Genomic DNA, 24,779 nt, shown 5'->3' with positions numbered 1-24,779 from the left:
TTTCCAGTAATAAAATTTATATAAAACCTATTTTTACTTTCTGTGAAAAAAGAAAACAAATTAAATGAATTATAAAAACTTTCCAATGGTGCCAAGGGTAATATTTGGCAGAGGTAGTTTCAATCAATTAAATGAAATCATTGCCCCAATGCGACTAAATATGAATGCACCATTTATCTACTTGATAGATGATGTATTTAAGAGTGATTCTTGGCTTACATCCCGCATTTCATTATCTTACGATGATAGAATTATTTATATTTCAACAGAGGAAGAACCAAAAACAATACAAGTTGATAACTTAGTTGAAGAGATTATTTTAAGTGTTAAGGAACGTCCGTCCGGAATTATTGGTATTGGGGGAGGGAGTATATTGGATTTGGCAAAAGCTGTTTCTATTATGCTAACGAATGAAGGAGAAACCCATTCCTATCAAGGTTGGGATTTAGTAAAAAATCCAGCCTTATATCATGTGGGCATACCAACCATTTCGGGCACAGGTGCTGAGGTTTCTAGAACCACCGTATTAACAGGTCCAAAAAAGAAACTTGGAATTAATTCAGATTACACCCCTTTCGACCAAGTAATATTAGATCCCGAGTTAACTAAAAATGTTCCTAAAGACCAATGGTTTTTTACTGGAATGGATTGTTTTATACATTCTGTAGAATCACTTCAAGGATCATATTTAAATGCTTTTAGTAAAAGTTATGGCGATATGGCTTACAATTTATGTAAGGAAGTATTTTTAGAGAATACACTAAGTATTACAGAAGCTCAAGATAAGCTAATGATGGCGTCTTGGCACGGTGGTATGAGTATTGCATATTCACAAGTTGGTGTGGCACATGCTATGAGTTATGGATTGTCATATGTTTTAGGAACCAAGCATGGTATAGGAAATTGCATTGTTTTTGACTTTTTGGAAGAATTTTATCCTGAAGGTGTTAGGCTGTTCAAAATTATGAAAGAAAAACATAATATAGAACTGCCACAAGGCATTTGTGCCCATTTAAGTGAAGAGGATTTAGATACTATGGTTTCTATTTCATGGGCTATGGAACCTCTTTGGGAGAACGCACTTGGAAACAATTGGAAGAAAAAAATATCTCCTAAACAACTTAGGACGATGTACTTAAAAATGTAATATGCAATGGTTAGCCAAATTCGTTTATTATAAAGTCCTTGGATGGAAAATAGTTGGTAACACCAACATTTCAAAGGACACTATAAAGAAGGCCGTTATTATAGCTGTTCCCCATACTAGTTGGCATGATTTTTATATAGGCGTTCTATTACGAGCTGTATTGGGTATTAAAGTAAATTTTGTTGGTAAAAAAGAATTATTTGTTTTTCCGGTTGGATGGTTTTTACGAATGTTGGGTGGTACACCAATAGATAGGTATACTAAGGAAAACAAAGTTAAGGCCATCGCTAAGTTGTTTAATAAAAAAGAGGAATTTAGAATGGCATTAGCTCCAGAAGGTACCAGAAAAAAAGTAAATAAATGGCGTACAGGTTTTTATTACATCGCTAAAATTGCCCAGGTTCCAATCATTATGTTTACACTCGATTTTGAAAACAAACAGAATAAAATTTCAGAACCATTTTATCCAACAGAAAATATGGAAGCAGATTTTAAATTTATGCATAATTTCTTTAGAGGGGTAAAAGGAAAAAATCCTAAAAATTCCTAAAAATATTGTGAGATTGGCATAAAAATTGACAGTTATATATAGTATATGAAACATAAAGTAAACAGTTTTTGTCCCTAAAAAGAAACATATACTATTTAAAAAAATAAGTGGCTGAATTTTTAATGTTCAGCCACTTTTTGTTTAATACCCATAGTTTAACTTTAAAGCCTAAGGAGTGAAACTATTTTACTTCCTTTAACGCATTATCAATTAAAGTCCTCAAATGTTGCTTATGCGCTCTAGATGACATATTTCCTGAAGGTGCTGCCATAGTACGTATTTTACCTAAATTGTACAATGCCATAGATTTAGAGTTATAGCTATATCTGTCTTTTTGATTTCCAGTTAACATACTAATTAATCTGTTCGTATATTCAAGTTGTAAATTTTGTCTAAACGTATTTACACTACCATATATGTCGTCATTGAAAATAGCAGTATTTAAATCACTCATAAACTGAGATAATGTATATTTATTTCCGTATAGTTCAGAATCAGTAATGCGCTGAAGGGTATTAGGGTGTAGTAAATGATTTAAAACACTTTTTTGGGCATTAAGTATTTGTTCATGAATTTTTGGATCTTCAGGCTCTTTACCAAGATCAAACCCACGTCTTTGCTTGGCCAAATAATTATATATATCGTTAGGAGCATCAAAAGCATTTGGAGCAAAAGCATAGTCTTTTAGAGCTTTTATAGCTCTCTTTTGGTCCTCTAAACTAACAGGGGTGTAAGGTTGAGTGCCTCCTTCTTGTCCAGCCATTGCTCTATCTACATAAACGCCACCAATATATCTTGAAATAATACCAAGGGCACTAGATTTTTGTCCATTTAAATAACCAAAAACATCTCTTAATTCTTGATAAGATTTTCCTTCGTTCGTAAATCTTTCCTTAGCTGTTTTCATTAAATCATTGGCTAATTCAATTCTATCTACTGAATACTGAATAGCATCATTAGATTGGTCCCAAACATTTACTCGTGGGTCTATAGCTTTTCCAGGAGCACGCATATCATCAGCATCATTTCCAAAAATTAACTCTGGTTCAGTAGATCTATTAAGTAAAGCTTCTTTTTCACTTTCAGATTTAAAAGGCGTGTATCCAAATTGGATGGCCCAAACATCGTATGGTCCAACAGACATATCGCTATAGTGTCCCTGTTTGCTACGGTCTCTGGTAACATTTAAAGTAGCATAATCCATAACCGAGCCTGTTAAACATTTTCCTTTAATAAATTCAGCATCAGCTAACTGCTCAGGAGAGAACAACTGACTGGCCTTCATATTATGATTTAGTCCAAGAGTATGACCTACTTCATGCATCAACAAAGCTGTTAGCACTTCTTTTTGAAGTTGTTTAAGCTCTAATTCAGTAGCACCAAAAGCAGAAGCCACTGCCTTGGCAAACATAGTGTCTTCATGTAAAACCTCTCCAAAAGAACAATGCAAGTGATCATTATCAAATTCATGAGCTTGAGCAGAACCTTCATAGATTTTATCATATAAAGCTCTTTTGGAGAACATAACATACTCTAACATTATATCTGCACCTAAAATCTGACCAGTTCTGGGGTTTACAAAACTTGGACCGTAGCCACCAAAAGGAGGTTGTGGAGAAGAAGTCCAACGTAGTACATTATAACGAATATCACCAGCATCCCAATCGGCATCATCAGGTTGTTGTTTCACTACAATGGCATTTTTAAAACCTGCTTTTTCAAAAGCTTTATTCCATTCTAAAACACTTTGCTTTATAGTTTCCCTCCACTCATGAGGGGTGGTGTTCTCCATCCAATAGGTAATGGGTTCTACAGGTTCTGAAATAGCTGCATTGGGGTCTTTCTTTTTTAAGTGCCATCTGTGAACCAAATCTTTGTAAGGAGTAGAAGATGTTGATGTCTGGTCATCTACCTGAGTGGTAAAATAACCAACCCTTGGGTCTTCATATCTTGGTTCATAATCGTTTTCAGGCATGGCAATTAAACTATGAAAAACTTTAATACTAACATTTCTGCTATCTGCCAAAGCATTAGATCCGCTACTTAAAGTTGAAGGGTTGGAGTACACATATTCAACTTTTAAATTTGTGTTTTCAGGATAGTTATTTATACTATTTATTTTTGTTTTATCCTTATCCAGATTACCTATTTTAAAAGACATTGGGGAAGCTCCAGGCCTTGAAGGCGGTTTTATTCTCGAAAAAGTTTCCTTTAAAAATAAGTCATTAGCTTTGATAAGATACAACCCATTATTAGTATCATGAGCTTCAACTTTTACACTGGCCATATTACCATGGCTAATATTAGCATTTTCAGCTTTTGAAATTGGATTGTTGGAGTCGTAATAAAATGAAGTGTTTTGAGTAACAAATTCTATTTTATCAAAGTATTTTTCTATTTTAAAAACTTTTGACCCTCTATATAAACCTCTATTTATTCTTCCTGCATCCATAAAGCCATCTGCCACTTGGCTAAAATAGATATATTCTTTACCAATTTGATCTTCTGTAATAACCATCTGTAAATCTCCAGTTATGGTATCTTGGTAGATTTTAAATAAGCCTTCAATTTCCTTTGAGGATTTTGTTAACTCTTCAATTGTTTTTTGTTTTGATTTCTTTTCTAGATTAGGAGCAGTAGCTTCAATCTTGTCTTTTTTTCTTTTTTTCTTTTGGGCTTCAACATTATTGGGAAATACAAGACATACCAATAGTATAGCCAAGGATACCCGTTTAAGAGTATTTAATAAGTTAAACATCATGATGTAATAGACTTTAAAAGGATAATGTTAATCCTATCGATTATTTATTTTTAAATTGTTGGCTAATTTAAAAATAAAGGCTGGCAATAGTCTTATAATTTTGTTAAAAAGAAATTGAAAAGTATGTAAATTATTTAATGTTTTAGTGTTAACACATCAATTTAAAATTTCACTCATAACCCAACTAGTATGAAGGGCTGTTTGTCCAGTAGAAGGGTGTGATTTAGCATTTCCCATCAAATAGTCTCTCATGTTTTCAACATGATGCATTTGTATATGTTTTGGGTTTTCAATGAAGCAGGATTCCTTTTTTGTTTCAGAAAGGAGTTCAATATTTCTATCTTGAAAAACGGAAAAGGATATGGTTCCTTTATTGCCGTAAATAATAGCGTTATCTGTATAACTATAACTTCCAAAATTCCAAGTTCCAGATCCTGTAATATTATTTTCATGTAGCCAGTTGCTTGTTATTGCATCTTTGGCACTATAGAGGCCTTGTTGGTTAGTGCTAATCCCGCTAACAGTTTTTATATTACCTAAAAGAAAAGTAAACAAATCGATGGCATGTGATGCTAGATCATCAAAATAGCCTCCGGGAGCAATTTTGGAATCGGTTCTCCAATTATAAATTTTAGAAAGATCTACTTTGTTTGCAGGTCTTATAAGATTATAACTAATATGTCTTATATCACCAATATAATTATTATCTATCCATTGTTTTACCTTATTGAATCTGGGTAATGAACGTCTGTAATATGCTACAAAAAGTGGAATATTCTTATTACTAAAAGCATCATTAATATTTAAAGCTTCCTGATAGGTCGGGGTGATAGGCTTTTCTATACAACAAGGTTTACCTGCTTTGGCTACCTTCATGGCATAATACTTATGGGTATCAGGTGGGGTTGCAATATAAACCGCATCTATATCTGGATCATTTATTAAAGTATCAGCATTTGTATAGTATTTTTCAACACTATGCCTTTGTGCATAATCCATTACTTTTATTTGATCACGCCTCATTACGGCTTTCAGGTTAAAGCCTTTTGTGTTTTTATAGGCAGGACCACTTTTAACCTCGGTAACATTACCACAACCAATAATACCCCAATTAATTATTTTAGACATCTAATTAGACATTAGTCTTCCTGACTTTCCTCCATTGTATGATAAACATTTTGAACATCATCATCCTCTTCCAGTTTTTCCAATAGTTTTTCTACATCGGCAGCTTGCTCAGGACTCAATGGTTTTGTGACTTGAGGAATTCTTTCAAATCCTGAAGATAGTATTTCAATACCTCTGTTTTCTAACTCTGCTTGAATAGCGCCAAAACTTTCAAATGGAGCATAAATTAAAATACCATCATCGTCCACAAAAACTTCTTCAGCTCCATAATCTATAAATTCTAATTCCAATTCTTCAGGATCCAAACCTTCAACATTGACCCTAAAATTACAGGTATGATCAAACATGAATACAACAGAGCCTGAAGTACCTAAACTACCGTCACACTTATTAAAATAACTCCGTACATTGGCAACAGTTCTTGTATTGTTGTCGGTAGCGGTTTCCACCAAAATGGCAATACCATGAGGAGCATAGCCTTCAAAAAGAACTTCTTTATAGTCACCTTGACTTTTATCTGAAGCACGCTTTATAGCACGTTCAATATTATCTTTGGGCATGTTAACCGACTTGGCATTTTGAATGACTGCCCGTAATCTGGAATTACTATCCGGATCTGGTCCACCTTCCTTAACGGCCATTACAATATCTTTACCTATACGCGTGAAAGCCTTGCTCATGGCTGACCAGCGTTTCATTTTCCTTGCTTTTCTAAATTCAAAAGCTCTTCCCATAATGTGCTATATATTTGTTTTTTTATGAAGCGAAAATAATAATGATTTATTTAAGGAAAAAATAAATTACTCTTCAGGTTCAACAATCATTTCAATAGCTTCGGCCAGTTTAAAATCCTTATCGGTAACACCATGGGCATCATGGGTGGATAATGATATGGTAAGTACATTATATATGTTACTCCAATTAGGGTGATGGTTTAAGGCTTCGCATTCAAAAGCAATACGGCTCATAGCACTAAAGCAATCTTTAAAGTTTTCGAATTCAAATTCGGCATGAATGGCATTATCATAGTAATCCCAATCTGGAAAGTGTAGTAATCTTTTTTCGATATCTTGTTCTGAAAGTTTATCCATTTTGTTATATTTTAAAATAGCAGTTTAAGCCAATGTAACCAATTTTTAAACTAAATGCAACGTTTTTAAAACATCTTGGCTATAGAGTTGTAAATGTTTAGGAAGTTTATTGAACTTAGGCAAAACGGCTAAGTATCTATCGTTATTAGTAGTATAAACACGTTTATAAATCACCTTATTCTCTAATTGTAAGACAGTAATAATTTCTTTTATGAATTCATCATGGTGTACCAAATCTGTACTGCCCAAATGAAAAACACCAGACTTGTTTCGATTGATTATATAATGAATTTGTTGAGTAAATTTGTCGTCTGAGGTTACATTCATGATTAGATTTGGAAATACTTCAACAGGTTCTTTATTTTTTATAAGCTGCAGGATCTCCATTAGTCTAGGGGATTGGTTTCCAAATACCATGGGTAACCTTATAATAGCTGTTTGGGTTTTAGGCAAACGGAAGAGCATATTCTCAATTTTAATCTTAAAATGTCCATAAATGCTATTGCTATAGGTTTTGTCATTTTCATAACTCGGATATTTGCTATAGGCGTCAAAAACATTGGCAGACGATAAAAATATGAGTTTTACTTTTTTATTAGATATATATTCTCCTAAATATTGATGGAGTAAAACCTGTTTAGAAAAATTCCCTCTTAATGCAGAAATAATTATGGATGGTTTTACAATATCTAGGATTTCATATATATCATCCAATTCAAAATCGTACTGAAAAAAATGATGATTTTTCTCGTAGACTTTATTAGAAGTACAGTAGGTCCCAAATGTTTTAAAATAGGAGCAGAGTTCCTTATAAATGGCATTGCCTAAAAAACCACTGGCTCCTAAAATTAAAATTCTTTGTTTACTTTCCTCTGCCTTCCGCTTCATCAATTTTAGTCGTTAATCTAAATCTATAAGGTATTTGTTTAAAATCCATATTGTACTTTAAACCTCTAACCTTACACATTAAAAATCTTTATAAAACGGAAGCTTTACAACCGTTGCAGAAACAGCATTTTTGCGTATTTGTATATTTATTTTAGAACCTACTGCAGAGCATGCCCTTGGCACATAGCCTAAGCCGATACCCTTACCCAATGATGGCGACATCGTACCAGAGGTTACATTACCAATTACGTTGCCTTTGTCGTCAACAATATCATAGCCTTGACGAGGAATACCACGTTCATCCAATTCAAATGCAATGAGATTACGTTTTGGACCCTGTTCCTTTTCAACTTTTAGGGCTTGAGAATTTGTGAAATCTTTTGTGAATTTTGTAATCCATCCCAATCCCGCCTCAATAGGCGAGGTGGTGTCGTCTATATCATTTCCGTAAAGACAATATCCCATTTCCAAACGTAGGGTATCCCTAGCAGCCAAACCAATAGGTTTTATGTTATAATTGGCTCCAGCTTCAAACACTTTATCCCAAATTTGTTTTACTTCACTATTCTTGCAATAGATTTCAAAGCCACCACTTCCGGTATATCCTGTTGCTGAAATAATAACGTGTTCTATTCCTGCAAAATTACCTACAACAAAATTATAGAACTTTATGGAAGATAAATCCTCATCCGTTAAGCTTTGCATTGCTTCAATAGCCTTTGGACCTTGAATGGCAAGCAGGGAATAATCATCACTTATATTGCGCATTTTAGCACCAATATCATTTTTTGATTGGATCCAGTTCCAGTCCTTTTCAATGTTACTTGCATTAACAACCAATAAATATGTATGTTCTTTAATCCTGTAAATAATTAAGTCGTCCACAATACCACCAGTTTCATTGGGCAAACAACTGTATTGTGCTTTTCCTATGCTAAGCTTTGATGCATCATTACTTGATACTTTTTGGATAAGCTCTAAAGCTTGTTCGCCTTCAATTAAAAATTCACCCATGTGTGAAACATCAAAAACACCAACTGATTTACGTACGGTTTCGTGTTCTATATTTACGCCTTCGTATTGCACAGGCATATTAAATCCTGCAAAAGGCACCATTTTTGCCCCTAAAGCTTCATGTGAGGCTGTTAATGCTAAATTCTTCATTCTATAGTAAAAATTATTTGAGACAAATGTAGTTCTTTCTAGTCAAGTCGGCAACAAGGCAATTAATTAAGATATTTAGTTTATTGGTTAAATAATTATTTTGTAAGAATCAACTATCTCTAAACACCATGAATCTATTGCTATTAAAAAACAGCGTATTACTCTCTTAATAAAGCAATCTATTTTCTTTTGTTTCTTCTATTGAAGTTTTTATCACCCCTTGTTTTTGGTTTTTTATACTTTTTGGCTATTTCCTTTCGGTATGAGCCTCCCAGATTAACCTTTTTATTTTTTTCTTTCTTTTCATGGAATGCCGGCCCCGGAGCATCTTCAACGCCTTGCTTCAATGGATTATAGTGTTCTTTTATTTGTTGACGTTCTTCATCAATCAATTCGTTTGAAATTTCTACCAATGCAGGAACATCCAATATTGGAATTTTCTTTTGCATAAGACTTTCAATACGATTTAAGGCTTCTTGTTCTTTTTCAGTTGAAAAGACAATAGCTGTACCTTTACGTTCGGCACGTCCTGTTCTACCTATGCGATGCATGTAGTTTTCAGGATATTCTGGTGTGTCAAAATTGATAACGTGAGATACATTGTCAATATCCAATCCACGGGCCATCACATCGGTTGATACTAGAATCCGGTGTTTGTCATCTTTAAAATTTTCAATGCTCCTCAATCTATAATTTTGGGTTTTATTGGAATGGATCACACAGAGTTCGTTATGGAATGTTTCTTCTAACCTTTCAAACAAACGATCTGCCATGCGCTTGTGGGCAACAAAAACCAACACCTTATTGAAGATTTTAGAGTCATATAATAAATGGGTTAATAGATTGACCTTGGTGTTAAAATTAAGTACTTTATAGCTTATTTGCTCAATGTTTTCTAAAGGTGTACCAGAAACAGCAATGGAAATACGTTTAGGGGCTTTAAAGAAATCGTTTAACAAGGTATCAACATCCTCTGTCATGGTGGCAGAAAACATGATATTTTGTCTGCGTTCAGGAAGGATGTCAAAAATATTGATGAGTTGGTGCCTAAATCCCAGATCTAACATAACATCTACTTCATCAATCACAAGTTTTTGAATGGACTTTAGCTGAAGTACCCTGCTTAATGCTAAATCGTACAAACGTCCAGGTGTGGCCACTAAAATATCCAAACCTTCTGAAATAGCTTGTTTTTGAGTGTTAATGTTAGTGCCTCCATACACTCCCAACACACGGTTGTTAATATATTTTGAAAGTTTTTCAATTTCTTCAACAACTTGTATCACCAATTCACGAGTAGGTACTAAAATAAGTATCCTGGGATTGTCCTGTGTAGAAAAGGATAAGTTTTTCAGGATAGGAAGCATATAGGCAAAGGTTTTTCCAGTACCTGTTTGAGCGATGCCCACCACATCCTTGCCAGATGAAACCACATTAAATGCCTGTTCCTGTATTGGTGTAGGAGTTGTAAACCCTAAATCGTCAAGGGCATTTAAAAGCGGTGTTTTTAAGTTGAAATTTGAAAAAGTCACAACAGTAATTTAAGCCGCAAAGCTACTATTAATTTATTAGACCAAAAGTGAATCGCTAATTTCTATGGTATAACTGGCTTCAAACGATGTATTGGGAGCTAAGGATATGATGCCTTCTTTAGTCTTAAAATCCTGATTGGTAGTTTCGCTATCTGCTATACCCAACCAAGGTTCAATACAAACATAATCGCCTTCTGGTTTTGCCCAAATGCCCAAATAGGGAAAATCATGAAAACTTACTGTTAGGATGTTACCATGATGCTTACTTTTTAAGGTGACCCTTTTGGACTTTAAATTCTTAAATACCAAAGCAGCTTTGCTAAACAGGCCGTGTGTTAACGCTATTCGGTTCGAATGGTTAAGCACAGTTTTGGTTGTATTAGTCATCAGTCCGTTTTTCAAGTTAATTAAATATGTTTTGAGAGTTTCCTTGTGTTCAAACATTAGAGAATAGTCCTCATAAGATTCATCCTTAAAAACAGGACATTTAAATGCAGGGTGTCCGCCCACTGAAAAGTACATCGGTTTATTGTCTGCATTTTTTATGATGTGGGTTACTTTAATTCTATTGTTAATGAGCAGGTAACTAATATAAAATTCAAATTTAAAGGGATATATTTTTAATAACTCCTCGTTATAAACCAATTTAAAAACTAGACTGTTGCTGGTTTTATTGTTTAGTTCTATTTTGTTATTGTGCCTTACAAAACCATGCTTTTGAAAGTTTGTAATTATTTCCTTCAAAATTATATGATCCATTCTTTAATGCTCCAATTATTGGAAACAATACAGGTGAATAACCCACCCAAATATTGGGGTTGCCGTTCCACATAAATTCGGTTTTATATTTTACCGATGTGATTTTACAAAGTTCAGCACCAATTTGGTTGATGGTAATTTCTAATTTACGATTTTTTAGCGTATGCATTCCAATTTGTTTTAAAGTACATACAAAACTCTTACTTTTTAAGGAATCTGTTTAACTTTACCATCTAATTTTACTATTTGTTGAGAACATCACAAACTTATAATATAGAACATCCTGAAAGGTTTAAAAATCAGTTATTGAAATGGGCACAGCAATTTGATGATATTGTTTGGTTGGATTCCAATAGCTATGCTCAAGAATATGCCAACTTCGATGCTGTTTTGGCAGTAGATGCATTTACAAGTATAAAAACCGATTACCTTGAAGCATTTGAAAAGTTAAAAGTCTATAAAACCCATACTAGTGATTGGATTTTTGGGTATCTTACTTACGATTTAAAGAATACCGTTGAACATTTATCTTCTTCTAATTTTGATGGTTTGCATTTCCCCGATCTGTATTTTTTTCAGCCTAAAAAATTATTTTTAATTAAAGGAAATACTGTTGAACTTCAATATTTAAAATATATTGAAGCTGATATCGTCCAAGACTTAAATGAGATTAAACAAATTAACACAACAGCAAAACATAAAAAGAATGATATCAAAATTAAGCTTCGCATTCATAGGGATGAGTATTTTGAAAAAGTCAATGAAATATTATCGCACATCCATAGAGGCGATATTTATGAAGCTAATTTTTGTCAAGAGTTTTATGCTGAAAATACTGCAATACATCCCTTGGAAACTTACGAGCGACTAAATAGTATTTCTAAACCGCCATTTGCTTCTTTTGTAAAGATAAGTGATAAATATGTGCTGAGTGCTTCACCAGAACGTTATATGCAAAAAAGAGGGCTTCAAGTTATTTCACAACCCATCAAGGGAACATCAAAACGATCTAGTAATTCCCATGAGGACGCTTTATTTAAAACAGCATTGGCAAACGATACAAAAGAACGAAGTGAAAATATTATGATTGTGGATTTGGTGCGTAACGATTTATCCAAAACGGCCATAAAAGGCAGTGTTAAAGTTGAAGAGCTCTGTAAAGTTTACACCTTTAACCAAGTACACCAAATGATATCAACTATTACTGCAAAAGTTGACCCTAATACATCCCCTGTTGATATTATTAAAAGCACCTTTCCTATGGGCAGCATGACAGGAGCGCCTAAAATTTCTGCTATGCAAATTATTGAGGCCTTAGAGGAAACCAAACGAGGTGTATATTCCGGTGCTATAGGTTATTTAACGCCAAAAGGTGACTTTGATTTTAGTGTCGTTATAAGAAGTATTTTATATAATGCCTCCAAAAAATATGTATCTTATTCTGTTGGTGGCGCCATTACAGCAAAGAGTATGCCCTTAAAGGAATACGAGGAATGCTTGGTTAAGGCCAAAGCCTTGCGTACGGTTCTGGAAAATTAAATTCTTGAATAATCTCTTAGTCCAATTTACTTTTTATTGATTCTATAGCTAAAGTTAAAATGTATTCTACACGTTTAGGGCCTATGTTCTTTATTTTAGCAATATCTTCATAATCTAATTTACCAAATACAAACAGGTCTACAATATCAGATATAGAAATAGGAGAAGAAGCATAAAATTTCCCTAGCATATTTTTTTGTTGTAAGTGCTCAATATTTTCAATTTCAAAGGCATTTGCAATGGATGTGTCATTGTCATCATAAACAAAAATGTGTTTGTGTTTTTGTTGTTGTTTATAAGAAATATCGTTTAAGTCTTCATTCATTATAAAATCAAAATCTTCGTCTACAGTATATCGTTCTTCCAATCCATCCAATTCTTCATGTAAAATGGCGTCCGTGCTAAATGTGCTTTTGTGAAATGCTTCTTTTTTGAAAAGCGTATCTAAATCGGTATCTACAATCTTAAAAAGCTTCAGTTTAATTGCAAGCGGTTCTGAGTCAATGTCATAACCTTGCTCATAAAATTTTACTATGGCCTCGTCAATTAAATCAGTTGAATTATACATGTTCTTGGGAATAATACCGGTTGATTCGGCAATGTATATCCTGTGATTTACATAGGCTCTTAAATGCTGCGTTATTGCAACTACTTTCCTATTAAAAGTTTTTTGAAAGTTTTTATCGGTTAATTTTTTTATTGAGCACATAACAAAAGGTATTAAAATTATAATCTAAAGTTACAAAATAGCTTGAACCGTCATATGACATTTGTCATTAAACTAAGAATATTAATAATGAATTATAAATTGGCAATATTGTATATTTGAACACATGTTCGAGCTTTTTAAAAATCATATAGATTCTCATTTGCCATTTTTAAGAGAAGGCAAACTCCTAGTTGCTATTTCGGGTGGCTTGGATAGTGTAGTATTGACACATTTGTGCCATAAGTTGAAGTTAAACATAGCGTTAGCTCATTGTAACTTTAATTTAAGGGGAGATGAAAGTGATTCTGATGAGACTTTTGTGTTGGATTTGGCTGAAGATTTATACTTAGAAGTATTTGTAGAAAGTTTCGATACCAAAGCTTATGCGAAAACACATAAATGCTCCATACAAATGGCAGCTAGAGAGTTGCGTTACCATTGGTTTAGTGAACTTGCCGAGCAACTTAATTTCGATTATATTTTAACAGCTCATCATGCCGATGACAATTTAGAGACATTTTTAATTAATTTTACACGTGGCACAGGCATAGAAGGTTTAATGGGCATCCCAAAAGTTAACGGCAAGTTTGTGAGGCCCTTGTTGATGTTTTCAAGTACTGATATAGAAAATTATGCCATTACGAATACTTTAGAATGGAAAAATGATAGCAGTAACCAATCAGCTAAGTATTTACGAAACAAACTAAGGCACCAGGTGGTTCCCGTGTTAAAGGAAATTAACCCAAGTTTACTGCAAAGTTTTTCAACAACTTTGAATAATTTAACCGATGTGTCAATTATTGTTTCTAATAGTATAGATGACTTTTTGACTAAGGCAATCGAACGCATTACCGAAAACGAAATTTGGTTTCGTATAGCAGCATTTAAAAAACAAAACGCTCCTGGGGCTTATTTGTACCAAGTCTTTAAGGATTATGGGTTTACCGAATGGAACGATGTTTTGAATTTGCTGGATGCACAACCAGGAAAGCAATTGTTTTCCAATACGCATAGGCTTATTAAAGATCGTGAGTATTTGTTGTTAACGGAAATCAATGTCCAAAACCAACAAAAAAGTATTACTATTCCAGAATATGATAATGAGATTCACACTCCTATAGGAATGTTGTCGTTTAATGTTGTTAAAGAAATTTTAAAGGAGGATTTAAACACGATTTATGTTGATGCAGAACTACTTAAGTTTCCGTTAATAATTAGAAAAAAGCAGGAAGGGGATTATTTTTATCCGTTAGGTATGACTGGAAAAAAAAAGTTGAGCAAATACTTTAAAGATGAAAAACTATCACTTTTGGATAAGGAAGACACTTGGCTGTTATGTTCAGGAGATTCTATAGTATGGGTGGTTGGTAGACGAGCGGACAATCGATTTAGAGTCAATAAAAATACAAGTAAAATTTTTAAAATAACATTAAGATAATTTCTCATTTGGAGAAATGTCCAAAGGACAGAGAGGTATGAAACTACAAGGCAATATTGTCGATATACCCAACCGACGTATATTTAAAGGAGAAATCAACATTAAAGCTGGCAAGATTGAAGGTATTGAAGAAAAAGATAATGATGTAGCACATTATATCTTACCCGGTTTTGTTGATGCCCACATTCATATAGAAAGTTCCATGTTAGTGCCTAGTGAATTTTCTCGAATTGCTGTAAGGCATGGTACAGTGGCCACGGTTTCCGATCCACATGAAATAGCCAACGTTTTGGGTATAAAAGGCGTTGAGTTTATGATTGAAAATGGAAAAAATGTCCCTTTTAAATTTAATTTTGGAGCACCGTCTTGTGTTCCTGCAACAACTTTTGAATCGGCAGGTGCGGTTATTGATTCTGTGGCAATAAAAAAACTTTTAGAAAACCCTAATATTAAATATCTAGCGGAAATGATGAACTTCCCAGGGGTCTTGTTTGATGATGAGGAGGTTTTAAAAAAGATTGCTTGGGCTAAGCATTATGGTAAGCCAATAGATGGTCATGCTCCAGGTGTTAGAGGAGAAGCCCTTTCAAAATATATCAACGCAGGGATTTCAACCGACCATGAATGTTTTACTTATCAAGAGGCATTGGAAAAACTCCAAAAAGGGATGAAGATTTTAATTAGGGAGGGTAGTGCTGCGAAAAACTTTGATGCATTAATCGATTTGTTGCCCGAACACTATAAAAATATGATGTTTTGTAGTGACGACAAACATCCAGACGATCTAATGGTTGGGCACATTAACCAGCTTTGCAAACGAGCTGTAGCTAAAGGTTTTGATGTATTCAAAGTATTGCAGGTGGCATGTGTAAATCCTGTAAAGCATTATAATTTGGATTTGGGTTTACTAAAAAAAGGAGATGTAGCTAATTGTATAGTGGTAGAGGATTTAATAACCTTCAAAACCTTACAAACCTATATTGATGGTCAGTTAGTGTATACTAATACTAACTCTTTAATACCAAGAGTAAGATTTGAAAATCTAAATAATTTCAACTGTAGTAAAAAAGGTGTTTCAGATTTTAAAGTAGTATCTTCAGAAACTAAAATACGGGTTATTGAGGCTTTGGATGGTCAATTGGTTACTAACGAAACGGTTGGAGAAGCAAAACTTAGTAACGGTAATCTCATATCAAATATTGAAGGCGATGTTTTAAAAATGACAGTAGTTAACCGATATAGCAACATGAATCCGAACATGGCTTTCATTAAAGGTTTTGGCTTACGGGAAGGAGCCATAGCATCTTCGGTGGCGCATGATTCCCATAATATTATTGCGGTTGGTGTTTCAGATGAAGCCATTTGTAAAGCGGTTAATTTAATCATTGAAAACAAGGGTGGCATTTGTGCGATATCAAATACCCAAGAGCACATCATGCCGCTTCCGGTTGCTGGGATTATGAGTGATAAAGATGGTGAAACCGTTGGAAGGGAATATGCTAAATTAGATAAGATGGCAAAGTGTTTAGGGTCCAACTTGAAAGCACCCTATATGACTTTATCGTTTATGGGCTTATTGGTTATTCCATCGTTAAAGTTAAGTGACAAAGGGTTGTTTAATGGAACGGATTTTAAATTCACTTCACTTCACGTTTGATTTTCATCCTACTTAGTGAAAACTGCTAACCATAAACTAAATTATGCCTGTATTAGAAACTACCTACATACCTCCATTTTATTTTAAAAACGGATTTGTTTCTACTGTTTATTCAGGACTCTTTCGACATGTTTCCTTAGAACAGGAGCGGGAAAGAATTATATTAAGTGATGGCGATTTTCTGGATTTAGATTGGAGTTATTCTAAAGTAACTAGCAAGAAGCTTATTATTTTATTACATGGTTTGGAGGGGCACGGGCAACGTCCTTATGTAACTGGACCAGCCAAACTTTTTAATGAAAATGGTATCGATGCAGTTTGTGTCAATTTTCGAGGGTGTAGTGGAGAACAAAATTTAAAGTATTATAGTTACCATTCTGGCTCAACAGAAGATTTGATAGCAGTTGTTTTATTTGCCATAAAAACAAAACAATATGATGAAATCTACCTAAAAGGAATCAGCTTAGGCGCCAATTTGATATTAAAATATTTGGGAGAAGGGAATGTAGTTCCTCCTGAAGTAAAAGCAGCTCTAGCTATCTCTGCACCATGTGATTTATATGGTTCCTGTAAGATGCTCCATAAATTTAAGAACAAACTGTTCCACGATCGATTTTTAAGGGACTTGTTAACTCGGTTAAAAGAAAAACAAAAACGATTTCCCAAGGAATTGTCGTTAAAAACATTACTCAATATAAAAACTTTAAGGGATTTTGATGAGGTCTATACTTCAAAAGCACATGGATTTAAAGGAGCTTTGGATTATTATGAAAAATGTAGTAGTTTACAGTTTCTTCCTAATATTAATATTCCAACGCTTATTATTAATGCCTTAAACGATTCATTTTTATCTCCAGAATGCTATCCTGTACGAGAAGCTAAAAACAACATCAATTTATATTTAGAAATGCCTAGATATGGAGGGCATGTCGGGTTTATAGATAAGGGTAATGTATATTATAACGAAAAACGGACATTAGAATTTATAAAAACCATGTTAAAACCAATATCGTAACATATTGCGGTATATTTTTTTGTATCTTGAAGTGCTAATATTAATTCTGTTTACTATGCCAGTATTTACTTTAAAAATAAACAACAACACTTACACTGTCGAAGCAGATAGTGACACCCCTCTTTTATGGGTTTTGAGAGATCATTTGGATTTGTTAGGAACCAAATATGGTTGTGGCATTGGACAGTGTGGTTCTTGTACCATTCATGTAAACGGTAACGCCATTCGTAGTTGCTTGCTGCAGGTTTCTCAAGCTGAAGGAATGGACATTACAACCATTGAAGGGCTTTCAGAAGAAGGTTACCACCCGGTACAACAAGCGTGGTTAGAGCATGACGTTTACCAATGTGGTTATTGTCAAACTGGACAAATTATGAGTGCTGTCGCCTTATTGAAGAATAGTCCAAATCCTTCTGATAAAGAGATTGATGCTGCAATGAGTGGTAATATTTGTAGGTGTGGCACTTATGTAAGAATAAAACAAGCTATTAAAACCGCTTCCAAACTTTAAATTAGTACATTATGACAAAGATAAGAACACATTATAACCGTCGTTCATTTTTAAAGGTTTCTGCAGCAGCAGGTGGTGGCATGCTAATAGGGTTTAGCTGGTTTACTGGATGTACTTCCGACAAAAAAATAAAGAATAAAGTGGCCATTCCCAATGAATGGTTTGAAATAAACGGTTATATAAAAATTGGAGATACAGGTATGGTAACAATATATTCTCCCAATCCAGAAATTGGCCAGAATGTAAGAACTTCAATGCCAATGATTGTAGCCGAAGAATTGGATGTTGATTGGGATAATGTTGTTGTTGAACAAGGTGCTTTAGATGAAGATGCGTTTAAAAACCCTCAATTTGCAGGAGGAAGTTTATCTATTAAATTAAGTTGGAATGCTTTAAGAATGGCCGGAGCCACAGGCAGGCGAATGCTACTTGAAGCTGCTGCCAAAGAATGGGGGCTGGTGATTTCTGATTTAAAAGTTGACAAAGGCATTATTAAAGAAAAAAATGGAGAACGTGTAATTAGCTATGGTGAAATAGCTTCAAAGGCAGTGGGTATTGAGATTCCAGAAGAAATAGAACTCAAAGACAGTAATGATTTTAAACTAATAGGTAATAGTAAGAAAAATGTTGATGGAGAGAAAATAGTAAAAGGGAAGCCTTTATTTGGTTTAGATTTTAAAAGAGAAGGTATGCAATTAGCCATGATACAGCATCCTCCAGCCTTTGGAATGAAACTAAAAGACTTTAATGAAGATCACATTAAATCAATGCCTGGAATCGTAGATGCATTTGTTATCGACACAGAAATTAAAGATAAAGCTTGGTGTGATGAAAAAAGTTTTTTCCAGCTAATAGCTATAGTAGGTAAATCAACTTGGCAACTCATAAAAGCTAAAGAAGCGATAAAAGCTAATTGGGAAGTAATTTCAGAATTTGAAAATTCAGATTTGCATGCAAAATATCTAGAAAATGCACTGGTTTCAGGTGAAGTTAATGAAAGCCGAAAAGATGGAGATCCTGAAACTGCTTTTAATAAGGCTACCAAAGTGATTGAGCGTACCTATTCATCACCTTTTTTACCACACAATACATTGGAACCCATGAATTTTTTCGCTCATGTTACCGAGAATGATGCAGAATTAATCGGTCCAACACAAACACCTAAGGCACTCGAAGATGCGGTCTCCAAATTATTAAATTTACCTGTTGAGAATATTTCCGTAAACATGACCCGCATGGGAGGGGGCTTTGGTAGAAGGCTTTATACGCATTTTGGAGTTGAAGCTGCGGTCATCTCAAAAAAAGCAGGAACACCTATCAAACTCATTTATACTAGAGAGGATGATATGACGCAAGGTACATATAAACCCGCTTATCAATCGATTTATAAAGCAGGTTTAGATGAAAATAACAATTTGATTGCTTTTAGTGCTAAAGGAGCTGGTTTACCTGAGGGCCCTGTTTTTCCAAATCGTTTTCCTGCTGGTACTATAGATAATTACCTAGCTGAGAAAATAGATGTTGTAACTAATGTCACCACAGGTGCTTGGCGTGCACCTAGATCACATTTTACTGCTGGAGCAGAGCAGGCTTTTTTAGATGAGATTGCAGAATTGGCAGGAAAAGACCCTATAGATTTTCGTTTGGAATTATTTGATCGTGCGATTAATAGTCCTGTAGGTGAAAATAATGACTATGACGCTGAGCGTTATGCAGGTGTATTAAAATTAGTTAAAGAAAAATCTAATTGGGGACAATCGATAGCTGGTATTCATCGCGGTGTAGCCGCTTATTTTTGTCATGATTCCTACGTTGCCGAAGTAGTAGATGTAGTTTTAGAAAATGGAAAGGCAAAAGTTAAGAAAGTATGGTGTGCTGTCGATTGTGGCATTGTAATAAATCCAGATGCGGCAATCAATATGATTCAAGGTGGCGTTATTGACGGTATAGGTCACGCCATGTATAGTCAACTAACTTTTGACAGTGGAGCTCCTAATGAAACAAACTTCGATAGGTATCAATTAATTAGGCTTTCACAAGCACCTGATGATATTGAAGTATTCTTTGTGGATAGTAATGTTGATCCAACTGGTTTAGGGGAACCTGGTCTACCACCAGCTGTGGGTGCTTTGGCAAATGCCATATACCAAGCTACTGGACAGCGAGTGTATAAGCAACCTTTTGCCAATAATATGGCATTAGAAAAAGTTGTTGGGTAGAGGACTGTTTATGACTCACGAATTTAAAAACATAGTTGAACGGGCTTTGTTGGCTAAAACCTATGGTATTACATCGGTTTTAGCTTCTGTAGTGGCTTTAGATGGTTCGTCATATCGTAGACCAGGCGTCAGAATGTTGGTCTTGGAAAATGGTGATATGGTTGGTGCTGTTAGCGGTGGCTGTGTGGAAAAAGAAGTATTGTTACAATCGCAATCAGTTTTTAAAACAGGTGTATCTAAAATTATGACTTATGATGGCCGTTACAGGTTAGGTTGTGAAGGAGTTCTATACATTTTATTGGAGTTGTTTGATCCGCAAGAGGAATTTAGTCATGCTTTTTTTAGCTGTTTAAAGAAGAGAATACCATTTCAAATTATTTCTTTTTTTGAAAAAAGTGAAGGAGTATCTAAAGGTTTGGGTTCTTATGTTAAAATAAATGACACACTATTTTCTATTTCAAATCCAACTATTGAATACGAGAATAATAAGCTTTCTGTTTTTAGACAAAATATGCTTCCAAGTTTTAAAATGCTAATTATTGGTGCAGAACATGATGCAGTTAAGCTTTGTCAATATGCCACACTAACTGGCTGGGAAGTTGATATTATAGCAGGAGTAAATGAATATAAAACTTTAGAAAATTTCCCGGGTGCAAATTCTTTTACTAGTACAACAGCAGAGTCTTTGGATGTGAATACCATTGATTCTCAAACGGCCATTGTACTCATGACACACAACTTTGCAACTGATTTACGATATTTTGTAGCACTTAAAACTACTATGCCAGCTTATATAGGCCTTTTAGGTCCATCGAAACGTAGGGATGATTTATTAAATCAATTTATGGAGTATTGCCCAGAAATTGAAGGAGACTTTTTAGAGCGTATCCATGGTCCAGCGGGATTAAATATAGGTTCGGAAACACCGGAAGAGATTGCTATATCCATTATTTCAGAAATTTTAGCATTTACTCGTAATCATGAACCGATGCCACTAAACCAGAAAAGAGGAGAGATTCATACTAAAAAGATGCTTTAGTTTTGTCAGATAAAGCTTCAAATATTAGTCTGGTTATTTTAGCAGCTGGAGCTTCATCCAGAATGGGTTCTCCAAAGCAATTACTTTCTTGGGGAAATGATAATTTAATAACTCATGCCATTAATAATGCATTAGGTTCTAATGTTGAGGAAGTTATTGTGGTTTTGGGGGCAAATTATGATATTATATTTCAAGAAATAAGTCACTTACCTGTAACTATTGTTTTTAATAATCAATGGGAATTTGGTCTAGGGAGTTCTATAGCTTCTGCCATAGATTATTTGAATAATCAAGAGGAAAAACCTAACGGTGTATTAATAACTTTAGCAGATCAACCATTAGTGACTTCAGAACATCTTAATGAATTGATTTTAAATTTTTCACCAGGTACAAACCAAATCATTGCAACATCATACTCTAATCGTAAACAAGGCGTTCCAGTTCTATTCGACTCACATTATTTTAAAGCATTATTGCAATTGGATGGTGATTTTGGGGCAAAGTCAATACTTGTGAAAAACCAAACTTTTGTAAAAAATATAAACCTTAATTTTAAGAATATTGATTTGGATACACTAGAGGATTATAAAATGTTATATGATCAAAACTTTAAACCTCTACATTAGATGTAAAGGAAAAATTACGAAAACCTTTAAGTAACTGATTTGAGTTTTTAAAAGCAATATTATCAACGAGTTACAATAAATATTTTTATGGAATTTGAAGGTATTTTTAAATGGTAAAATACTAACTTAAATTTCTATTCATAACTTTGAGAAACTATATTTGAGTATTCTTTGTATTATTTAGGATTAGACATTGGCAGTTCTAGTACAAAAGCTGCCTTAGTGGAAATTGACAGCGGCAAGAGCATTGGGGTTGTTCAGGAGCCAAAACAGGAAATGGACATATACGCTCCAAAAAATGGATGGGCCGAACAAGATCCAAACGATTGGTGGCTACATAGCTGTAATGCTATAAAACAATTAAAAAAAAAATACAACATAACTAGAGCACAAATTAAGGGCATAGGTATATCCTATCAAATGCACGGATTGGTAGTAATTAATGAAGCTGGAAAACCCTTAAGAAAAAGTATTATTTGGTGCGATAGCCGTGCTGTGGAAATTGGCAACCAAGCATTTAAGGATATAGGGGGAGAAACCTGCACTTCGAACCTCTTAAATTCTCCTGCAAATTTTACGGCTTCAAAACTAAAATGGGTCAAGGACAACGAGCCCGGCATTTATAAAAAGATCCATAAGTTCATGCTCCCAGGCGATTATATTGCCTATAAACTTTCCAATACAATCAATACGACCGTTTCGGGATTGTCAGAAGGCATTCTTTGGAATTTTAAAGCAGGCGCCGTTGCCCAGTTTTTATTGGACCATTATGGTATTGATGGAAAGTTGATTCCAGATATAGTTAAAACTTTTGGTTTCCAAAGTGTGGTCGATAAAAATGGAGCTAAGGAAAGTGGTTTATCAGAAGGAACCCCCATTTACTATAGAGCAGGCGATCAACCCAATAATGCACTATCCCTAAATGTGTTCAACCCAGGAGAAGTGGCAGCAACGGGAGGTACTTCTGGAGTTTTTTATGCCGTAACAGATAATTTATCGGTAACAGAATGTGCCAGAGTAAATAATTTTTCACATGTAAACTATGAAAAAGGGAAAGAGGCACGCATTGGCAAATTATTGTGCATCAATGGTTCGGGTATTCAGTACCGTTGGTTGTTGAATAATTTGAATGTCAGTTCCTATGACGAGATGAACCATTTGGCCTCACAAGTACCAATAGGCTCCCATGGAGTTTGTGTAATACCTTTTGGAAATGGAGCTGAGCGCATGTTAAATAACAAAGAAATAGGAACAAGGATAACCAACATAAATTTGAATAACCACCATAGAGGTCATCTGTGTAGGGCGGCCTTGGAAGGGATTGCCTTTTCCTTTGTGTATGGTATGGAAATACTTAAGTCTGATGGTATTCAGGCAAAAGTGGTACGTGCAGGTAACGATAACCTGTTCCGTTCGGAAATTTTCACCAATACAGTGGCTACCTTAATAGATCAAGACATAGAAATATACAATACTACAGGAGCCATAGGTGCAGCCCGTGCAGCAGGATTGCACAAAGGCGATTTCGAAAGTTTTGGTAAATCAATCATGGACAATGACTTTGTCATGACCTATAAACCAAACAAAGATAAAGCCCCATATTTAAAAGCCTATACAAAATGGAAACAAGAACTCGAACTTATATTAAACAATAGCTAACCAAAAAGCAAAACATAACAATGGCAATCATAGGAGAAAGGGAATATTATAAAGGTATAGGACAAATAAAATTTGAAGGCAGGGAATCGGACAATCCTTTGGCTTTCAAATATTATAACCCCGATAAAGTAGTAGCGGGAAAGACCATGCGTGAACATTTTAAATTTGCCGTGGCTTACTGGCATACTTTCTGTGGACAGGGGGCGGATCCATTTGGACCAGGTACTCAAAACTTTGCCTGGGACCAATCCAATGATCCTATACAAGCAGCCAAAGATAAAGCTGATGCCGCTTTTGAGTTTATTAGTAAAATGGGATTTGATTATTTCTGTTTCCATGATTTTGATTTGGTTGCCGAAGCCCCCACATTTAAACAATCCGAAAAACGTCTGGAAATTATTACCGATTACATTAAAGAGAAACAAGCTGCCTCAGGAATAAAATTACTTTGGGGAACCGCCAATTGCTTTTCCAATCCAAGGTATATGAATGGCGCGGCAACAAATCCAGAATTTAACGTTGTGGCTAGGGCTGGGGCTCAGGTAAAACTTGCATTAGATGCGACCATAAAACTAAAAGGTGAAAACTATGTCTTCTGGGGTGGCCGTGAAGGTTACATGTCACTGCTCAATACCGATATGGGACGTGAACTGGACCACATGGCTCAGTTCCTTACCATGGCTAGGGACTATGCAAGAAACCAAGGTTTCAAAGGCACGTTCTTTATTGAGCCAAAGCCCATGGAACCCTCCAAGCACCAATACGATTTTGATACGGCTACCGCTATAGGCTTTTTACGGGAATATGGATTGGACAAGGATTTTAAGATAAATATAGAGGTTAACCATGCGACCTTGGCACAGCATACCTTTCAGCACGAATTGGAAGTGGCTGCTAAGTCAGGTATGTTGGGAAGTATTGACGCCAATAGGGGCGATTATCAAAACGGATGGGATACCGATCAGTTTCCAAATAATATTTTAGAAACTACCGAAGCTATGTTAGTATTTTTAAAGGCAGGAGGGTTGCAAGGAGGTGGTGTCAATTTTGATGCCAAGATAAGAAGGAACTCCACAGATATGGAGGATGTTTTTCATGCCCATATTGGGGGTGCAGATACTTTTGCACGTGCATTATTGACAGCAGAAAAGATAATAAATGCTTCACCATATGAAAAACTGAGAAAAGAGCGTTACAGTTCTTTCGATTCAGGTAATGGTAAGAACTTTGAAGAAGGTAAACTAACACTTTCAGACTTATATAAAATAGCTAAGGATAATGGTGAGTTACCTTTGGTAAGTGGTAAACAAGAGCTATTTGAGAATATAATTAATCAATATATTTAAA

Annotated in this window: 22 protein-coding genes; 12 read left to right on the top strand and 10 right to left on the bottom strand. The window is 34.7% G+C overall.

Annotated elements, in window-relative coordinates; genetic code table 11:
- The first annotated feature begins 64 nt into the window (after positions 1-64).
- Together MR053_RS10770 and MR053_RS10765 are read left to right on the top strand one after the other, a co-directional pair.
- Positions 65-1,147 (top strand): iron-containing alcohol dehydrogenase family protein, encoded by a 1,083-nt coding sequence (locus MR053_RS10770; RefSeq protein ID WP_242132436.1) that lies wholly within the window; start codon positions 65-67, stop codon positions 1,145-1,147.
- 1 nt (position 1,148) lies between these two features.
- A complete protein-coding gene (locus MR053_RS10765; RefSeq protein ID WP_242132435.1) occupies positions 1,149-1,697 on the top strand; it encodes a 1-acyl-sn-glycerol-3-phosphate acyltransferase in 549 nt (182 codons plus the stop codon).
- 181 nt (positions 1,698-1,878) lie between these two features.
- Here MR053_RS10765 and MR053_RS10760 read toward each other — a convergent pair whose 3' ends face one another.
- The 9 genes from MR053_RS10760 to MR053_RS14010 form a co-directional block, all read right to left on the bottom strand.
- A complete protein-coding gene (locus MR053_RS10760; protein ID WP_242132434.1) occupies positions 1,879-4,458 on the bottom strand; it encodes a zinc-dependent metalloprotease in 2,580 nt (859 codons plus the stop codon).
- Between the two features lie 156 nt (positions 4,459-4,614).
- The gene (locus tag MR053_RS10755) at positions 4,615-5,586 is read right to left on the bottom strand and encodes a Gfo/Idh/MocA family protein (RefSeq protein WP_242132433.1); all 972 of its coding nucleotides are present in this window, start codon (positions 5,584-5,586) and stop codon (positions 4,615-4,617) included.
- 11 nt (positions 5,587-5,597) lie between these two features.
- Positions 5,598-6,320 (bottom strand): YebC/PmpR family DNA-binding transcriptional regulator, encoded by a 723-nt coding sequence (locus MR053_RS10750; RefSeq protein WP_242132432.1) that lies wholly within the window; start codon positions 6,318-6,320, stop codon positions 5,598-5,600.
- A gap of 66 nt (positions 6,321-6,386) precedes the next feature.
- Positions 6,387-6,677: a 4a-hydroxytetrahydrobiopterin dehydratase gene (locus MR053_RS10745; protein ID WP_242132431.1), complete on the bottom strand. Its 291-nt coding sequence runs from the start codon at positions 6,675-6,677 to the stop codon at positions 6,387-6,389.
- Between the two features lie 45 nt (positions 6,678-6,722).
- Positions 6,723-7,565, bottom strand: coding sequence for a sugar nucleotide-binding protein (locus MR053_RS10740; RefSeq protein ID WP_242132430.1), 843 nt, complete (start codon positions 7,563-7,565; stop codon positions 6,723-6,725).
- 78 nt (positions 7,566-7,643) lie between these two features.
- Positions 7,644-8,729 carry a glycine cleavage system aminomethyltransferase GcvT gene (gene gcvT, locus MR053_RS10735; protein ID WP_242132429.1) on the bottom strand — a complete coding sequence of 362 codons (1,086 nt, stop codon included), beginning with the start codon at positions 8,727-8,729 and terminating at the stop codon, positions 7,644-7,646.
- A gap of 179 nt (positions 8,730-8,908) precedes the next feature.
- Entirely contained in the window at positions 8,909-10,261 is a 1,353-nt protein-coding gene (locus tag MR053_RS10730; RefSeq protein WP_242132428.1) for a DEAD/DEAH box helicase, read from the bottom strand.
- Positions 10,262-10,297: 36 nt separating this feature from the next.
- Complete coding sequence (locus MR053_RS10725) at positions 10,298-11,020, bottom strand: aldose 1-epimerase family protein (protein ID WP_317221714.1); 723 nt, start codon at positions 11,018-11,020, stop codon at positions 10,298-10,300.
- A complete protein-coding gene (locus tag MR053_RS14010; protein ID WP_317221713.1) occupies positions 10,953-11,189 on the bottom strand; it encodes an aldose epimerase family protein in 237 nt (78 codons plus the stop codon). Before MR053_RS14010 ends, MR053_RS10725 begins: the two co-directional genes overlap by 68 nt.
- An 80-nt stretch (positions 11,190-11,269) precedes the next feature.
- Between MR053_RS14010 and pabB the strand changes: the two genes are divergently transcribed.
- Positions 11,270-12,559 (top strand): aminodeoxychorismate synthase component I, encoded by a 1,290-nt coding sequence (gene pabB, locus MR053_RS10720; protein ID WP_242132427.1) that lies wholly within the window; start codon positions 11,270-11,272, stop codon positions 12,557-12,559.
- A gap of 16 nt (positions 12,560-12,575) precedes the next feature.
- On the opposite strand, the gene MR053_RS10715 is transcribed toward pabB, so the two are convergent.
- Positions 12,576-13,268 carry a hypothetical protein gene (locus tag MR053_RS10715; RefSeq protein WP_242132426.1) on the bottom strand — a complete coding sequence of 231 codons (693 nt, stop codon included), beginning with the start codon at positions 13,266-13,268 and terminating at the stop codon, positions 12,576-12,578.
- A 124-nt stretch (positions 13,269-13,392) separates the two neighbouring features.
- Here MR053_RS10715 and tilS point away from each other — a divergent pair, with 124 nt between their 5' ends.
- The 9 genes from tilS (at position 13,393) to xylA (ending at position 24,778) form a co-directional block, all read left to right on the top strand.
- Positions 13,393-14,706 (top strand): tRNA lysidine(34) synthetase TilS, encoded by a 1,314-nt coding sequence (gene tilS / locus MR053_RS10710; RefSeq protein ID WP_242132425.1) that lies wholly within the window; start codon positions 13,393-13,395, stop codon positions 14,704-14,706.
- Between the two features lie 37 nt (positions 14,707-14,743).
- The gene (ade, locus tag MR053_RS10705) at positions 14,744-16,363 is read left to right on the top strand and encodes an adenine deaminase (protein ID WP_242132457.1); all 1,620 of its coding nucleotides are present in this window, start codon (positions 14,744-14,746) and stop codon (positions 16,361-16,363) included.
- A 43-nt stretch (positions 16,364-16,406) separates the two neighbouring features.
- Positions 16,407-17,378, top strand: a complete 972-nt coding sequence (locus MR053_RS10700) for a YheT family hydrolase (RefSeq protein WP_242132424.1) — start codon at positions 16,407-16,409, stop codon at positions 17,376-17,378.
- Positions 17,379-17,433: 55 nt separating this feature from the next.
- Entirely contained in the window at positions 17,434-17,889 is a 456-nt protein-coding gene (locus MR053_RS10695; RefSeq protein WP_242132423.1) for a (2Fe-2S)-binding protein, read from the top strand.
- Between the two features lie 11 nt (positions 17,890-17,900).
- Positions 17,901-20,108: a molybdopterin cofactor-binding domain-containing protein gene (locus tag MR053_RS10690; RefSeq protein WP_242132422.1), complete on the top strand. Its 2,208-nt coding sequence runs from the start codon at positions 17,901-17,903 to the stop codon at positions 20,106-20,108.
- Positions 20,109-20,118: 10 nt separating this feature from the next.
- Complete coding sequence (locus MR053_RS10685; protein ID WP_242132421.1) at positions 20,119-21,147, top strand: XdhC family protein; 1,029 nt, start codon at positions 20,119-20,121, stop codon at positions 21,145-21,147.
- A 2-nt stretch (positions 21,148-21,149) separates the two neighbouring features.
- A complete protein-coding gene (locus MR053_RS10680; RefSeq protein ID WP_242132420.1) occupies positions 21,150-21,773 on the top strand; it encodes a nucleotidyltransferase family protein in 624 nt (207 codons plus the stop codon).
- Between the two features lie 171 nt (positions 21,774-21,944).
- A complete protein-coding gene (locus MR053_RS10675) occupies positions 21,945-23,432 on the top strand; it encodes a xylulokinase (RefSeq protein WP_242132419.1) in 1,488 nt (495 codons plus the stop codon).
- A 20-nt stretch (positions 23,433-23,452) separates the two neighbouring features.
- Positions 23,453-24,778: a xylose isomerase gene (xylA, locus tag MR053_RS10670; RefSeq protein ID WP_242132418.1), complete on the top strand. Its 1,326-nt coding sequence runs from the start codon at positions 23,453-23,455 to the stop codon at positions 24,776-24,778.
- The last annotated feature ends 1 nt before the right edge of the window (position 24,779 follow it).

This window comes from Aestuariivivens marinum, from assembly GCF_022662175.1.
GTDB classification, from domain to species: Bacteria; Bacteroidota; Bacteroidia; order Flavobacteriales; family Flavobacteriaceae; genus Aestuariivivens; species Aestuariivivens marinum.
This window is presented reverse-complemented; position numbering and strand designations above follow the sequence as displayed.